Here is a 15170-nt window from a genome sequence, read left to right as displayed (position 1 = left end):
ATGGTTTCATAATATAGTGAAGCCCTCTTTTTTCTCGTTTTCATGAGAAAAAAGAGGGCTTTTTTCGTTCAACCAAAGAAAGTTCGATGACTGCGCTCGTTGCTGCACAGAATCATTACAGTAAGGAACGGAGGGACCCGGAATGATTGAATTTAAACAGGCGGTTAAGACATTTAAATTAGGAAAGCGAGAAGTGACGGCGGTTAATGACGTGAGTTTGTCCGTTGCACAAGGAGAAATCTTCGGAATTATCGGGTTTAGTGGTGCAGGGAAGAGTACATTGCTTCGACTCGTTAATATGCTGGAGCGACCTACCACTGGTTCTATTCAAGTACAAGGAGTAGACCTTGCCTCTCTTTCTCAAAAAGATCTGAGAAAGCTTAGGCGCCGTATCGGGATGATTTTTCAGAACTTTAACTTGTTTACATCCCGAACGGTTGCAGGGAATGTGGCGTATCCTTTAAAGCTTGCGGGAGGTGCGAAAAAAGAAGTGAATGCACGCGTAGCTGAACTTTTGGACTTTGTCGGACTTTCTGATAAAGCAAGTGATTATCCTGAACAACTATCCGGAGGTCAGAAACAGCGTGTGGGCATTGCGAGAGCGTTGGCTACATCGCCTGATATCTTAATCTGCGATGAAGCGACGTCAGCGTTAGACCCGGATACGACAGCTGACATTCTCAGACTGCTGAAAAAAGTGAACAAAGAACTTGGAATCACAATTTTGCTCATCACACACGAAATGCACGTCATTCAAGAAATATGCGATCGTGTCGCTGTGATGGAAGATGGAGAAGTGATTGAATCGGGATCTGTCTTTGACACCTTTACAAATCCGCAGCATCCAACAACAAGACGTTTCATCCAGTCGGTGCAACAAGACCTTCCGTCGGATGCATTGCTTCTGGAGTGGCGCGAAAAGGGAGGAAGGAAATTGTATCGCGTCATTTTTAAGGGCGAGGTAGCGAGCGATCCTGTCCTTTCGAGGCTCACACAAAAATTTGGAGTGAATTTTAATATTGTGTATGGGTCCATCCGTGAATTGCAGGGGAAGTTTTTTGGGAATTTGTTAGTATCATTCGACGGAGAAGAGCAATCTGTGGACCTGCTCATAGCTGCATTGAAGGAAACGGTAGAGATTGAGGAGGTTGCTGTTCATGAAAGTTGATTGGACAACATTTTGGCCGAGAATTGTGGAGTCGACAGGCGAGACGGTCCTCATGGTCATTGCAACGCTCATCTTAGGCTCGGTTTTAGGAATTAGTATAGGTTTACTGCTTTACGTAACGAGAAAAGGGAACATCTTAGAAAAACAATGGGTGTTTCAAATACTGAATATCCTTATCAATATCATTCGTCCAATTCCTTTTATCATATTTCTTGTTGCGTTAAGTCCTGTAACAAGAGCGGTTGTAGGATCGACAATCGGAACGTGGGCGGCTATCTTTCCAATGACCATTGCAGCATCCTTTGGTATCGCTAGGATTGTAGAAAATAACTTGGTCGGTATAGATCCTGGTGTTGTTGAAGCAGCTAAGGCAATGGGGGCAAGTCCATTTCAAATCATTTTTACAGTCCTTATACCAGAGGCTCTCGGTCCTCTGATTCTTGGTTTGACGTTCGTCACCATCAGTTTAATAGATTTCTCTGCAATGGCAGGTACTGTTGGCGGAGGAGGATTGGGACATGTGGCGATGACATACGGATATCAGCGTTTCGATGGCAGTGTCATGCTGGTGACGGTAGTCATTCTGATTATTCTGGTCCAGGTAGCGCAGTGGATAGGAAATACATTGTCCCGAAAAGTTATGAGACGGTAGTTTTTTGATCTAACACATATTAGGAGGAGATTATAAGATGAAAAAAGCAATTATCTATTTAGCAACTGTTCTAGTTGTATTGACTTTGGCAGCATGCAGTCAGAAGAGTTCAGGAGAAGAAAAAGATGCAAATGTTGTAAAGATCGGCGTAACCGGGTCGGATGGAGAATTATGGCCAATCCTAAAAGAGAAAGCTAAGGCTGAAGGCATTGAAATTGACCTCATCGAGTTTTCAGATTACACATTGCCGAACCAGGCGTTAGCAAATGGAGATATCGATCTGAACTCATTCCAACACATTGCATTTCTCAAGCAATACACAAAAGAAAACAAAGCAGACTTGACTCCTATCGGTGCGACGCTCATTGCCCCGATGGGTATCTATTCTGAAAAATTAACGTCAATCGAAGAGATCGAAGATGGAGCCCGTATCGCAATCCCGGATGATCCATCTAACCAGGCGCGCGCTTTGAAACTATTGGAATCCGCAGGCTTGATTAAACTGGCAGATGATTTCGGATTGTTCGGCGATCCGTCGAAGATTGTCGAAAATCCGAAGAAACTCGACATCTATCCAATAGTAGCCCAACAAACACCGCGTGTACTGCCGGATGTAGCAGCGTCTGTCATTAATAATGGAATTGCAGGGCAAGCGGGATTCGATCCAGTGAAAGATCCAATCTATCTGGAAGACAGTGAGGATGAAAATACATTGCCGTATGTAAATATCTTTGCAGCTAGATCATCAGATAAGAACAACGAAACCTACCAGCGAATTGTTGAATTATATCACGATGAAGAGGTGAAAAAAGCGGTCGAGGCCGATACAAATGGTGGCTCCATTGTGGTTGACATTTCAAAAGAAGAATTACTTAAAGTCTACAAAGGACTATAAAGGAGGAAACTATTATGAGTACATTAATTTCTAAACGAGATATTATTATCCGTTCCATTGAATCCAACCGGGATCTATACATTCAAACCAGTCAGGAGATCCATGCGAACCCCGAAATCGGAAACCAGGAATTCTTTGCTAGTGAAAAACATGTCAATCTGTTAAAGGATGAAGGCTTTGAAGTGACAACAGCTGTAGCTGGACACGAAACCTCATTTTATGCAGTGAAAGACAGTGGCATTCCAGGGCCTGCTATTGCTTTCCTTGCCGAATACGATGCGCTACCAGGGTTAGGTCATGCATGCGGACATAATATTATTGGCACAGCCAGTGTAGCTGCGGGTATTGCTTTGTCTAAGATAATTTCCGAGAGTGGAGGACGGGTAGTTGTGCTGGGGACACCTGCTGAAGAGGGGGGGCCTAATGGGAGTGCAAAAGGAAGTTTTGTCAAACACGGCTACTTAGAAGGAATTGACACCGCATTAATGATTCACCCATCTGGGAAGACTTCATTGACGAGTGAGACGTTAGCTGTCGATCCGCTAGACTTCCACTTCTACGGCAAGCCTGCTCATGCATCGGGTTCACCTGAAAAAGGAATTAATGCATTAGACGCTGTCATTCAACTCTTTAATGGGATAAATGCACTCCGGCAGCAGCTTCCATCGGACGTTAGAATCCATGGAATTATTACACATGGCGGAGATGCACCTAATATTATCCCTGAATATGCATCCGCGCGCTTTTTCATCCGTGCCGAGAGCTGGTCGAAAACTGTCGAAACTTCTGCCAAGGTTCGGGCGATAGCTGAAGGTGCAGCTCTTGCGACAGGGGCTGAAGTTCAAATTAAACGATTTCAAAATGAGGTCAAAGACTTTGTGTTGAACTCTGTTTTAGATGAAGTACTGCACGAGGAATTAGCGGCAGTCGGTGAAATTGTCCATACTGAAAAGTCGACCGGTAAGGGATCCACGGACGCAGGAAATATTAGTTACGAAGTTCCTACAGCACATCCTCATATAAAAATCGGACCTGATGAGTTAATAGCACATACGGATGAATTTAGGGAAGCCGCAAAATCATCCATTGGCGACGAAGCGCTCATTAAAGGGGCGAAAGTGTTGGCATCAACTGGATATAGACTGTTAACAGATGCTGAGCTTCTGCATCGCGTGAAAAAGGCGTTTGAAAAAAGTTTGAATGCCAAACAGTAAGTACCTCCATTTAAATAATCTCGTTCTTCTAAACAGCTTATTCTTCCTTCAATAAGGGGAATAAGCTGTTTTTACTTTGGCAATCTTCTATAGTGAAGGGAAAGTCATATTTATTTCAATGGAAGGTTCCGTTAAAGGTTCATCGATGAAAAACATTGTATGGTAGTCAAAGGACAGACTTTCTGTAGTATCGATATATTCTTTGCGCATCTCACCGTAGCTAAATTTTCAGAAGTTCGATAAAATGAAGTAATCGATAAGGGTACAGGAGGAATTGCAGTGGCTGAACAGAAAAAGACATTTTATATTACAACACCGATATATTATCCGAGTGGTAAATTTCATATCGGTACGGCTTATACAACAGTAGCATCCGATGCAATGGCACGATACAAGCGTCTTCAAGGCTTTGATGTACGTTTCTTGACAGGGATGGACGAGCACGGACAAAAGATTCAAGAAAAAGCGGAAGAAGCAGGGCGTCCTCCTCAAGAATACGTCAATGATATCGCTGACTACGCAAAGCGTATTTGGAAGTTGATGGACATTACGTATGATGACTTCATCCAAACGACGGAAGAGCGTCATAAAAAGGCGGTACAGAAGATTTTCCAAAAATTTCTTGATAATGGAGACATCTATAAAGGGGAATATGAAGGGTGGAAGTGTATTCCTTGTGAATCCTATTTCACTGAAGCACAGCTAGTCGATGGTAATTGTCCGGATTGCGGTCGTCCGGTAGAACGTGTAGCAGAAGAATCGTATTTCTTTAACATGAAGAAGTATTCCGATCGCCTTCTTCAATATTACGAAGACAATCCGGGATTCATCGAGCCGGAATCACGTAAAAACGAAATGATCAATAACTTCATCAAGCCGGGTCTCGAGGACTTATCGGTGTCACGGGTTTCCTTTGACTGGGGCATTAAAGTGCCAGGAGATCCTAAGCATGTCATTTACGTATGGGTGGATGCGTTAACTAATTACATTACGTCACTCGGATACTTGTCGGATGACGAATCGTTATTTAACAAGTACTGGCCAGCTGATGTTCAAGTGGTTGGTAAAGACATCGTCCGTTTCCACACGATTTACTGGCCGATTTTCTTGATGGCGTTAGACTTACCGCTGCCAAAGAAAGTATTTGCACACGGTTTTATCATGATGAAAGACGGTAAAATGTCTAAGTCCAAAGGCAATGTCGTCTATCCTGACATGCTCGTAGAACGTTACGGGCTGGATGCAACTCGTTACTTCCTATTACGCGAGCTGCCATTCGGACAAGATGGCACGTTTTCCCCGGAATCATTCGTTGAACGGACAAATTATGATTTAGCAAATGACTTAGGAAACCTGTTGAATCGCTCAGTTTCCATGATCAACAAATACTTTGGCGGTGTCGTGCCCGTTGAAATTGCTGAGCCGACGGAGTTTGACGAAAGTCTTCAATTGGCGATGACATCGACCGTGCAAAAGTACGAAGCGTCTCTTGAAAAGATGCAGTTCAGCATCGTTCTTTCAGAACTATGGTCACTCGTATCGCGTACCAATAAATACATCGACGAAACGACGCCTTGGGTTCTTGCAAAAGAAGAGGCGGATCGAGGGAAACTTGCCTCTGTCATGGTCCACTTAGTCCAGTCGTTACGCCACATCGCGATTATGTTGCAGCCGTTCATGCCGGAGTCTCCTAAAAAGATTATGGAACAACTCGGTTTAGACGAATCCCGCTTGGCTTGGTCTACGTTAGGTGATTTCAACACTATACCTGAAAACACGAAAGTGATTGAAAAGGGCGTCCCAATCTTCCCTAGATTGGATAATGAAGTTGAAATTCAATATATTAAAGAACAAATGGCGGTTAGCGCTCCTAAAGAGTCTGAAAAAGAAGAGTCTAAGGAAGAACAACCGATGGAAGAATCATCGGAAATTACAATCGACGCGTTCAATGCGATCGATTTGAGAATTGCGACGGTAACTGCATGTGAAAAAATACCGAAAGCGGATAAATTACTCAAGCTGCAAGTTGACCTGGGTTACGAGAAGCGACAAGTTGTTTCAGGTATTGCAGAACACTACGAACCTGAACAGTTAGTTGGTCAGAAAGTAATTGTGGTAGCCAATTTAAAGCCAGTAAAATTACGCGGGGAACTATCTCAAGGGATGATTTTGGCGGGTACTTCAGATGGTGTGTTAAAGCTTGCAACAGCAGACGCATCTCTTGCAAATGGATCACGAGTGAAATAATATAGGGCAGCGGCTTTCTTCGGAGAGCCGCTGCTGTCTTTTGTTTGTAACCGTTTTGTAATGAAACTGCGATGTCTATGTAAAGACAGGACAGTACACTATATCTTATGTGAGGCGAATGCAATGTTAATAGACACACATGTCCATTTAAATGATGAACAATATGAACAAGACATAGACCAAGTTATTCAGCGAGCGCTCGACGCAGGTGTTGAGCGGATGGTGGTCGTCGGATTTGATCGCCCCACCATTAGCAGGGCAATGGAGCTAACGGAAAAACATAGCTTCATATACGCGGTGGTCGGATGGCATCCGGTTGATGCTATCGATTGTACGGAAGATGATTTAAATTGGATTGAAGAGTTAGCTGCACATCCCAAAGTTGTAGGAATCGGAGAAACTGGACTCGATTATCATTGGGATAAGTCACCGAAAGAAGTTCAGCAAGAACTATTTCGAAAGCAAATACGACTTGCTCAAAAAGTGGAGTTACCGATTATCATCCATAATCGAGATGCAACAGCGGACGTCGTACGAATTTTGCAAGAAGAAGAAGCAGGAATCACAGGCGGTATTATGCACTGCTTCAGTGGAAGTGTAGAAACCGCTAAACAATGCATGGAGATGAACTTCATGATCTCTCTCGGCGGCCCGGTGACCTTCAAGAATGCCAAGATGCCAAAACAAGTTGCAACTGAAATTCCACTGGAGTATTTACTGATAGAAACCGACGCACCGTACCTTGCCCCTCATCCACATCGCGGAAAAAGAAATGAACCTGCATTTGTGGCACTTGTTGCAGAACAAATCGCGGAACTAAAAGGAATATCACTCGAAGAGGTAGAGAAAACTACCACTCAAAACGCTATGAAATTATTTTCCATCAACTGACTTGAATGCCGGAAGAATCGCCCATTCTTTGCAGGAAGGGGACTTCCGGCATTCCTATGCGGGAAAGTTTGATCGGTTGACAGCGTGAAATTGAGCCTATATAATCAGCCGAGTGAATAAGGAGGAGATTTTTTCATGACGAAACGTACCATGGGAAACCCGTTCTTTCAATCACTGAGGATACAAAAAGTCGCAGCTGTCACAGCGATTCTAGCGATTTTTATAACTGTTCTTTCTCTTGTCCTATTTGAAGGCACGAAGAAAAACATCACGCTTGAAGCGGGTGGCAAAACAGTGGAACTGAAAACACACGCGAACACAGTAGGAGATGTATTGGCACAGCGTGATATAGAAATTGGGTCACACGACGTAATTTCCCCCTCAGCAACAACGTCCATCAAAGATGGAATGACGATTGATTGGAAACAGGCGAACCCCGTTGCAATAAATATGAATAACGACTCGACGACAATCTGGACAACAAAGAATACCGTTAAAGACATACTGACAGAAGCTGGCGTTAAACTGTCAGAGCATGATTCAGTTAAACCGAGTCTAGAAAGTAAAGTCGAGAAGAAAAGTGAAATTACGATTGATAAAGCTTTTCAAGTAACGTTGAAAGACGGAAAAAAGTCTACAAAAGTGTGGTCCACTTCGACTACGGTCGCTGACTTTTTAAAGAACGAAAACATCCAGCTAAGTGAATTGGATCGAGTAGAGAGCAATTCGGAGCAATTGTTGTTGCCGAAATCGGTTGTCTCGATTGTTCGTGTGGAAAAGGTCACCGATGTAGTGGAAGAGACAACGGATTTTGACGTGAAAACAAGTTCTGACGATAGTTTGCTGAAAGGACGAGAAAAAGTTGTCCAAGAAGGTGAAAAAGGGAAAGTCAGAAAGAGATTCGAAATCGTCAAAGAGAACGGAAAAGAAGTATCACGTAAGCTGATCCGGGAGCACGTTGTCGCACATCCAAAAGCTAAAGTAGTTTCTGTAGGCTCGAAAGTGGCACTTGCGGATGCATCCCCGCAAGCTTCTGCAGTGAAGACAGCTTCTGCGAGTAAGACAAATGTTTCACGTGGAAATGGCAGTGAGTCCGGCAAAGTGATGTATATGAACGCCACAGCTTATACAGCACATTGCACAGGTTGCAGTGGAGTTACAGCTACTGGCATTAACTTAAGTGCCAATCCGAACTTGAAAGTCATCGCGGTGGATCCAAGTGTCATTCCACTGGGTTCAAAAGTATGGGTGGAAGGCTATGGCTACGCAGTTGCGGGCGATACCGGCGGTGCTATTAAAGGCAATCGCATCGACTTGCACGTACCCAATGACGCGGCTGCTAAACAGTTCGGCAGACGTCAAGTGAAAATCAAAGTATTAAACTGACAGTTCTACGCACAGACTATATAATCAGCACCAACAATCCGCATGGCTGCATACGAGCCATGCGGATTGTTGCGGTCATAGAGGTATTCTGTACAATAGCACGCGCAGCCGTTAGAATTGAAGAAGAATTGTTTTCAGGAAAGTATTAGTCTGAAAAAAGAAATCAAAAGCACGTATGAACATACCTTGCAGGAAAGAGGAATACAGTGGATATAAAAGAAGTCATCGTAGTCGAAGGGAAGTCTGACACGATTGCCATTCAACGGGCAACTGGTGCAGATACGATTGAAACCAATGGTTCAGCAGTCGGTCAGGAAGCCCTCACTAAAATCCGCCACGCTCAACAAACACGGGGCGTTATCGTTTTTACTGATCCCGATTATCCAGGCAGACGAATTCGGGCGATCATTGAACAACAAATACCAGACGTCAAACACGCTTTCTTAACTAAAGATCGCGCGATTGCGAAAAATGGAAAGAAAGTTGGAATCGAGCACGCTACGGATGAAGATATCCGTAATGCTCTCCAATCTGTCTATACAGTCGATACAACTACAATAGAAGAAACACCGCGGGATCTGCTAATTGAAGCACGGTTAATTGGGCATCCTGAAGCTAAAAAGCGTCGTGACCGATTAAGTGAACTCTTACAAATTGGTCAAGTGAATGGCAAGGGTTTACAGAAGCGTCTAACCATGTTTCGGATTAGCGAAACTGCTCTTATGCAGGCCCTATTAACGATAGACGAGGAGGAACAGGAATGGTGAAAGACATTGCAACTCCTGGGCGAACAAAGGAAATACTGGAAAAACACGGATTTTCCTTTAAGAAAAGTTTAGGACAGAACTTTCTGATCGACCCGAACATATTAAAAAACATCATTTATCACGCAGGCATCGATAAAAAATCTGGTGTCATCGAAATCGGACCAGGTATTGGAGCACTGACGGAGCATATTGCTCGTGCTGCTGGAAAAGTGGTTGCATATGAAATTGATGATCGGTTATTGCCGGTTTTGGAGGATACCCTATCTCCCTATTCAAATGTTAAGGTCATTCATCAAGACATACTGGACGTCGATTTGAATGCGGCCATCGAAGAGCATTTCTCGGATGTTGACGAAGTGACGGTAGTCGCAAACCTCCCTTACTACGTAACAACACCGATCATTATGAAGTTCCTGATGGGGAAAGTTCCGATTGAACGAATGGTCATCATGATGCAGCACGAAGTTGCAGATCGTATTACTGCTGTTCCGGGGACAAAAGCATATGGCTCCCTTTCGATTGCAATTCAGTATTATATGGATGCGGAAGTGGCGATGATTGTCCCAAGAACTGTCTTTATGCCGCAACCGAATGTAGAGTCTGCGGTCCTTCGGTTATCCCGGAAAACAGAACCTCCTGCTTCAGTTATCGATGAAGAATTTCTATTCAAAGTGGCGAGAGGATCTTTCGTCCAGCGACGGAAAACCATTCTGAACAACTTGCAAACATCACTTCCTCAAGGGAAAGCGAAGAAGGAAGCAATCCTTGCAGCGCTCTCCACAGCAGGCATCGATCCAGTGAGAAGGGGAGAAACTCTCTCTATTGAAGAATTCGCAAACCTGTCGAATGCGCTGTATGAAGAGTTTGGCGGAAGCGAAAAACAAGACGTCCTATAGTTATGACTATTTTAAGAAAAAAAGAATGTCGAAAGATGAAAATTTGCTGCAAAAGGATTGACAAAGATGATTTCGACCTGTTAAAATTTAAATTTTAATTGACAGAACTTTTTAACTGTGTTATGATAATACACAGTGAGGTGGAAGCGACGTGCCAAAAACATTAGCGGACATTAAAAAGTCATTGGATGCTCACTTAGGAAAACGTCTGCACCTTCGTGCAAACGGCGGTCGTAAAAAAACGATCGAAAGAGCTGGTATCCTTCGTGACACGTATCGTGCGGTATTTGTAGTGGAACTTGATCAGGACGAAAATGCTTTTGAACGGGTATCATACAGCTATGCGGATATTTTAACTGAAGCAGTTGAAATAACGATACTGGACGGTGGAGACACCACAGCGTTTGAGATTAAATAGCACTTTTATCATTTTTTGATTTATTTCTAAACAAAACACCTCCCACTTTCAAACGAAAGTGGGAGGTGTTTTTTTCTGGTTCATGTTCATACTACACGTGTCAGCCAATAAGGAGGAAACCTAAATGGCGAGAAGAAACGGCGTAATGTCTGAGCAATTAAAAGAAGAGATTGCAAAAGAACTCGGGTTTTACGATGTGGTTCAACGTGAAGGTTGGGGAGGCATCAAATCGCGAGATGCTGGAAATATGGTGAAACGCGCAATTGAGATGGCAGGACAAGGGATGGCGGATAAAGATCGACCGCAATAATGTTCATTGAACCCTGTTGTACTACCCAAATCCAACGAATGGCTGACACAAGAGGCTGTTGCTACGCACACTGTGTGCCGAGCACAGCTTTTTTTTGCTCCTCCATTGTTTTTTTAGCGAATCTAGGCAATTTTATAACTGCCTATGGTAAAATAGTGAGCAATGAAGTTTGAATGGAGGCAGCCAGATGAGTATGATATCTGAAAAAGCGCCAGCTAAAATAAATTTAACGCTCGATGTCCTGCAAAAACGTCCGGATGGTTTTCATGAAGTTGAAATGATTATGACAACCGTGGACCTTGCGGATCGGATTTGGCTAAAGCCTTTAGATCGGGGAATTACAATCCGTTCTTCAGAACGTTTTGTACCGAATGATAAACGTAACCTAGCATGGCAGGCAGCGGATATTTTGCGCAAGAAATTCGATATCCGAAGTGGTGTTGAAATCACTCTCGACAAAAACATCCCGGTAGCTGCTGGCCTAGCGGGAGGAAGCTCCGATGCAGCTGCCACTTTACGTGGATTGAATAGAATGTGGAACCTTGGACTTTCTTTGGATGAGTTAGCGGTACTCGGTGCAAGTATTGGATCGGACATTCCGTTTTGTGTCTATGGTGGAACCGCTCTTGCTTCCGGTCGCGGAGAGCAGATTCAACATTTATCGGTTCCGCCTAATTGTTGGGTAGTGTTAGCGAAGCCTCCGATTTCAGTGTCAACTGCTGATATTTATGGAGGTCTGGATATTCAAAGTATTGAACATCCAGACACAGCAGGCATGATGGAGGCACTTGCATCAGCCGATTATGAAAACATGTGTAAAAAGGTAGGGAATGCATTGGAGCCAGTTACCATGCGTCTTCATCCTCAAGTGAGCGTACTGAAAGAACAAATGTTGAAGTTCGGAGCGGACACAGTGCTGATGAGTGGAAGTGGTCCCACTGTATTCGGACTCGTTGAACACGAATCCCAAGTTGCTCGCATTTATAATGGACTGAAAGGTTTCTGTCCCGAAGTGTATGCAGTCCGGATGATGGGAGAGCGTATCAACCTTGCTTGAAAACGGACGATTGTGGTAGTCTGAAGGTATAATATTCGGGTTTTAGGAGTTGTTGGACATGAAATGGAAGAGGAGTGAACGTCTCGTAGAGATGACACGCCATCTGTTGGAGAACCCTCACCAACTCATCCCGCTAACGGTTTTCTCAGAACGTTTTCAGGCAGCAAAATCATCAATCAGTGAAGACCTGACGATTATTAAAGAGACATTCGAAGAAAGCGGAACCGGAAAACTATTGACAGTTTCCGGAGCCGCTGGCGGAGTGAAGTATATTCCGCTAATGTCCGATCGAGCGGTGCGAGAGGTGATCGCACAATTGATTGAAGAATTAAGTCACTCGGATCGGTTATTGCCAGGCGGATACTTATATATGACTGATTTACTGGGGAACCCACAATTGATGGATAAAGTGGGAAGGGTGTTCGCCTCGGCTTTCGCGAATCACAACATTGATGTCATTATGACAGTAGCGACAAAGGGAATCCCCATCGCTCAAGCGATAGCACGTCATTTGAATGTTCCTGTCGTGATTGTGAGACGGGATAGTAAAGTGACCGAAGGATCGACAGTGAGCATTAACTATGTTTCCGGATCGACACGGAGAATCCAAACGATGGTCTTGTCCAAACGCAGTATGAAAAGCGGACAGCGGATTTTAGTGACAGATGATTTCATGAAGGCTGGAGGTACGATGCTCGGCATGCGTCACCTAGTCGAAGAATTCGATTGTGAACTGGCAGGTGCCGCCGTACTCGTTGAGTCGGAACATACAGAAGAGGTACTTGTCGAAAGCTATCGTTCCCTCGTAAAGTTATGTAAAGTGAATGAACGAGATCGAACAATTGAACTGGAAGACGGAAACTACTTTTTGGAAGGTGGAGATGAACGATGAACTATGTAGCGACTGACCAAGCACCAAAGGCGATCGGACCTTATGCGCAAGCTGTGAAAGTGAATGGATTGGTATACACATCTGGGCAAATTCCATTGAATACAAATGGCGAAGTGGCCGGGACAACGATTGAAGAGCAAACGAACCAAGTGTTTGAAAACTTGAAAGCTGTGCTTACAGAAGCGAACTCTTCTCTGAAACAAGTCGTCAAAGCGACAGTTTTCATTAAAGACATGAATGAGTTCGGAGCACTCAACGAAGTATATGCAAAACATTTTGGTGAGCACACACCAGCTCGTTCAACCGTGGAAGTGGCACGTCTTCCGAAAGATGTGAAAGTTGAGATCGAAGTGGTTGCGGTTGCAGCAGAATGACACTAAACGTTCCTTTTGGGAGCGTTTTTTTGCAATCAGAGAAAGTTTAAATAATCGGAAAAATTTAAAATTGAATAGAGGGATTTAAAAACTTTTGTAGAAAATGTACTGCATACAGTTTTCGAGAAAGGGGAATGGAGACGAGTATGCAAGTTACTAATGTTCGTTTACGAAAGATTGAAACCAATGGGAGAATGCGTGCAATCGCTTCTATTACTTTTGACGAGGAATTTGTCGTGCATGACATACGCATTATTGAAGGAAATGATGGTCTTTTTGTAGCAATGCCAAGCAAACGGACGCCAGATGGAGAGTTTCGTGATGTGGCACATCCTATCAATCCTGCATCCCGAACAAAGATCCAAGAGGCTGTTTTAGAGGCCTATTTCGCAGAAGAAAAAGAACCGGTTTTTGAAGAAGCAATTGTATGACCCACTATCTGTCGATGAATCGTCACAGAGCCGCGGCTATTTTGAGCAGCGGCTCTTTCCGCGCGAGTGCGGCTACTCTATAATGGAAAAAAGATATTAATAATAGAATAATGTCATCAACTTGTCAAGTAGCAATAGTTGAAAAATCCTCTTCACTCAGCTATAGTCATATATGAAAATATAGATGGGGGACGGCTCATGACACATACATATGCAATTGTTTTGGCGGCTGGTCAAGGCACACGCATGAAATCCAATTTATATAAAGTGCTTCACCCAGTCTGCGGTAAACCAATGGTAGAACACGTGATTGATCATGTGAAAGGTATTGGAGCAGATCGAGTAGTAACAATTGTTGGACATGGAGCGGAACTCGTTGAAGAGACGCTTGGTCAAAAAAGTGAATACGTCCTTCAAGAAGAGCAGTTAGGAACAGCACATGCGGTTCAGCAAGCAGAACAGCTTCTAGGTGAATTGGAAGGGACGACACTCGTTATTTGCGGAGATACGCCGCTGATCCGTTCCGAAACAATGGATGCGCTTGTACGCAAGCACAAAGAGCTTGGTGCAAAAGCGACTATCCTAACAGCGATTGCAGACAATCCTACTGGCTATGGTCGGATTATCCGTGGTGAACAGGGCGAAGTGCTTCGTAACGTGGAACAAAAGGATGCAACGCCTGAAGAACAAGCAGTCACTGAAATCAACACAGGAACGTATTGTTTCGATAACCGTGCTCTTTTTGATGCACTTAAAAAAGTGAAGAACGACAATGCACAAGGTGAATACTACTTACCGGATGTAATGGGTATCCTTCAATCTGAGGGTGCGCTAATCGGAGCGCATGTATCCGATGATTTCAGCGAGACGCTAGGTGTTAATGATCGCGTCGTGCTTGCACAAGCAGAGGCTGTCATGCGTCACCGTATCGCTGAAAAACATATGCGCAACGGAGTGACTATCATTGCCCCTGAAACAACTGTGATCAGTGCAGATGCAATCATTGGTCGCGATACGGTCATTCAACCCGGGACCATTATCGAAGGTCGCAGTAAGATTGGCGAAGAATGTACAATCGGACCGAATAGCCACATTATAAACAGTGAAGTCAGTGATCGGACATCGATCCACTCGTCTGTAGTCAAGTCAAGCAGAATCGGTTCGGATACGACAGTTGGTCCATTCGCTCATATACGCCCAGATACGGATCTCGGCAACCATGTAAAAGTCGGAAACTTCGTCGAGATTAAGAAATCATCGTTTGGAGAAGGAAGTAAAGTTTCCCATCTCAGCTATATCGGGGATGCGGAAGTAGGTTCTTCAGTCAACATCGGCTGCGGATCTATTACAGTCAACTACGATGGTAAAAACAAATTCAAGACAACCATTGAAGATGAAGCGTTCATCGGTTGTAACTCGAACTTAGTAGCACCTGTCACAGTAGGAAAAGGTTCTTATATTGCTGCTGGTTCAACAGTTACTAAAGATGTGCCGGAAGACTCTCTTGCAATTGCACGTGCTCGCCAAGAGAACAAAGTAGGATATGCAGCAAAACTAAACTCTAAACGATAA

The 15170-nt window shown here is 43.9% G+C and carries 16 protein-coding genes; all 16 read left to right on the top strand.

Features of this window, described 5'->3' with window-relative positions:
• Positions 1–142 precede the first annotated feature (142 nt).
• The 16 genes from H9659_RS14385 (at position 143) to glmU (ending at position 15170) form a co-directional block, all read left to right on the top strand.
• Positions 143–1168, top strand: coding sequence for a methionine ABC transporter ATP-binding protein (locus tag H9659_RS14385; RefSeq protein ID WP_191691842.1), 1026 nt, complete (start codon positions 143–145; stop codon positions 1166–1168).
• A complete protein-coding gene (locus tag H9659_RS14380) occupies positions 1158–1820 on the top strand; it encodes a methionine ABC transporter permease (RefSeq protein ID WP_191691840.1) in 663 nt (220 codons plus the stop codon). Before H9659_RS14385 ends, H9659_RS14380 begins: the two co-directional genes overlap by 11 nt.
• A 37-nt stretch (positions 1821–1857) precedes the next feature.
• On the top strand, positions 1858–2715 hold the full coding sequence (locus tag H9659_RS14375; protein WP_191691838.1) for a MetQ/NlpA family ABC transporter substrate-binding protein: 858 nt from the start codon (positions 1858–1860) through the stop codon (positions 2713–2715).
• 14 nt (positions 2716–2729) lie between these two features.
• Complete coding sequence (locus H9659_RS14370) at positions 2730–3929, top strand: M20 family metallopeptidase (protein ID WP_191691836.1); 1200 nt, start codon at positions 2730–2732, stop codon at positions 3927–3929.
• 279 nt (positions 3930–4208) lie between these two features.
• On the top strand, positions 4209–6176 hold the full coding sequence (metG, locus tag H9659_RS14365; protein ID WP_191691834.1) for a methionine--tRNA ligase: 1968 nt from the start codon (positions 4209–4211) through the stop codon (positions 6174–6176).
• 123 nt (positions 6177–6299) lie between these two features.
• Complete coding sequence (locus tag H9659_RS14360; RefSeq protein ID WP_191691833.1) at positions 6300–7067, top strand: TatD family hydrolase; 768 nt, start codon at positions 6300–6302, stop codon at positions 7065–7067.
• Positions 7068–7202: 135 nt separating this feature from the next.
• Positions 7203–8453 carry a G5 and 3D domain-containing protein gene (locus H9659_RS14355; protein ID WP_191691830.1) on the top strand — a complete coding sequence of 417 codons (1251 nt, stop codon included), beginning with the start codon at positions 7203–7205 and terminating at the stop codon, positions 8451–8453.
• A gap of 206 nt (positions 8454–8659) precedes the next feature.
• Entirely contained in the window at positions 8660–9220 is a 561-nt protein-coding gene (gene rnmV / locus H9659_RS14350) for a ribonuclease M5 (protein WP_191691824.1), read from the top strand.
• Complete coding sequence (gene rsmA / locus H9659_RS14345; RefSeq protein WP_225217871.1) at positions 9214–10116, top strand: 16S rRNA (adenine(1518)-N(6)/adenine(1519)-N(6))-dimethyltransferase RsmA; 903 nt, start codon at positions 9214–9216, stop codon at positions 10114–10116. Before rnmV ends, rsmA begins: the two co-directional genes overlap by 7 nt.
• A gap of 151 nt (positions 10117–10267) precedes the next feature.
• Positions 10268–10534 carry a biofilm formation stimulator Veg gene (gene veg / locus H9659_RS14340; protein WP_025783693.1) on the top strand — a complete coding sequence of 89 codons (267 nt, stop codon included), beginning with the start codon at positions 10268–10270 and terminating at the stop codon, positions 10532–10534.
• Positions 10535–10658: 124 nt separating this feature from the next.
• Positions 10659–10844, top strand: coding sequence for a small, acid-soluble spore protein, alpha/beta type (locus H9659_RS14335; protein WP_025783695.1), 186 nt, complete (start codon positions 10659–10661; stop codon positions 10842–10844).
• A 193-nt stretch (positions 10845–11037) separates the two neighbouring features.
• On the top strand, positions 11038–11901 hold the full coding sequence (gene ispE / locus H9659_RS14330; RefSeq protein WP_191691873.1) for a 4-(cytidine 5'-diphospho)-2-C-methyl-D-erythritol kinase: 864 nt from the start codon (positions 11038–11040) through the stop codon (positions 11899–11901).
• 58 nt (positions 11902–11959) lie between these two features.
• Complete coding sequence (purR, locus tag H9659_RS14325) at positions 11960–12793, top strand: pur operon repressor (protein ID WP_191691822.1); 834 nt, start codon at positions 11960–11962, stop codon at positions 12791–12793.
• Positions 12790–13167 carry a RidA family protein gene (locus tag H9659_RS14320; RefSeq protein ID WP_191691820.1) on the top strand — a complete coding sequence of 126 codons (378 nt, stop codon included), beginning with the start codon at positions 12790–12792 and terminating at the stop codon, positions 13165–13167. The genes purR and H9659_RS14320 overlap by 4 nt, the downstream gene beginning before the upstream one ends.
• A gap of 146 nt (positions 13168–13313) precedes the next feature.
• Positions 13314–13598, top strand: a complete 285-nt coding sequence (gene spoVG, locus H9659_RS14315; protein ID WP_191691818.1) for a septation regulator SpoVG — start codon at positions 13314–13316, stop codon at positions 13596–13598.
• Positions 13599–13796: 198 nt separating this feature from the next.
• Positions 13797–15170, top strand: coding sequence for a bifunctional UDP-N-acetylglucosamine diphosphorylase/glucosamine-1-phosphate N-acetyltransferase GlmU (gene glmU / locus H9659_RS14310; RefSeq protein ID WP_191691812.1), 1374 nt, complete (start codon positions 13797–13799; stop codon positions 15168–15170).

The organism is Sporosarcina gallistercoris (assembly GCF_014836415.1).
GTDB lineage: Bacteria > Bacillota > Bacilli > Bacillales_A > Planococcaceae > Sporosarcina > Sporosarcina gallistercoris.
Note: the sequence above shows the minus strand (reverse complement) of the source record. Positions and strands in the feature narration are given on the sequence as shown.